The organism is Pseudomonas sp. SIMBA_068, from assembly GCF_046534705.1.
GTDB lineage: Bacteria > Pseudomonadota > Gammaproteobacteria > Pseudomonadales > Pseudomonadaceae > Aquipseudomonas > Aquipseudomonas putida.
Genome location: NZ_JAWRYI010001869.1, coordinates 1 through 229, shown reverse-complemented (window position 1 = coordinate 229; position 229 = coordinate 1). Strand labels below are relative to the sequence as shown.

General features: G+C 62.9%; 1 protein-coding gene. It reads left to right on the top strand.

Annotated features, from left to right (window positions below; translation table 11 throughout):
• Positions 1-229 (top strand): hypothetical protein (locus tag SB756_RS36250; RefSeq protein ID WP_410914089.1); only part of this gene is annotated, 229 nt, incomplete at both ends.

The window sequence follows — 229 nt, the reverse complement described above, 5'->3', positions numbered from 1 at the left end:
GCGAAAGCGCCGAGCACCTTCCGCTTCAAGGGCACGGCAGGCCAGAGTTTTGGCGGGTGGAACGCCGGCGGCCTTCATATGTACCTGGAAGGCGACGCCAACGACTATGTGGGCAAGGGCATGACCGGCGGCAAGCTGGTGATCGTTCCGCCCAAAGGCAGCGTCTACAAGACCCAGGACAGTGCCATTGTCGGCAACACCTGCTTGTACGGTGCCACGGGTGGCAAGC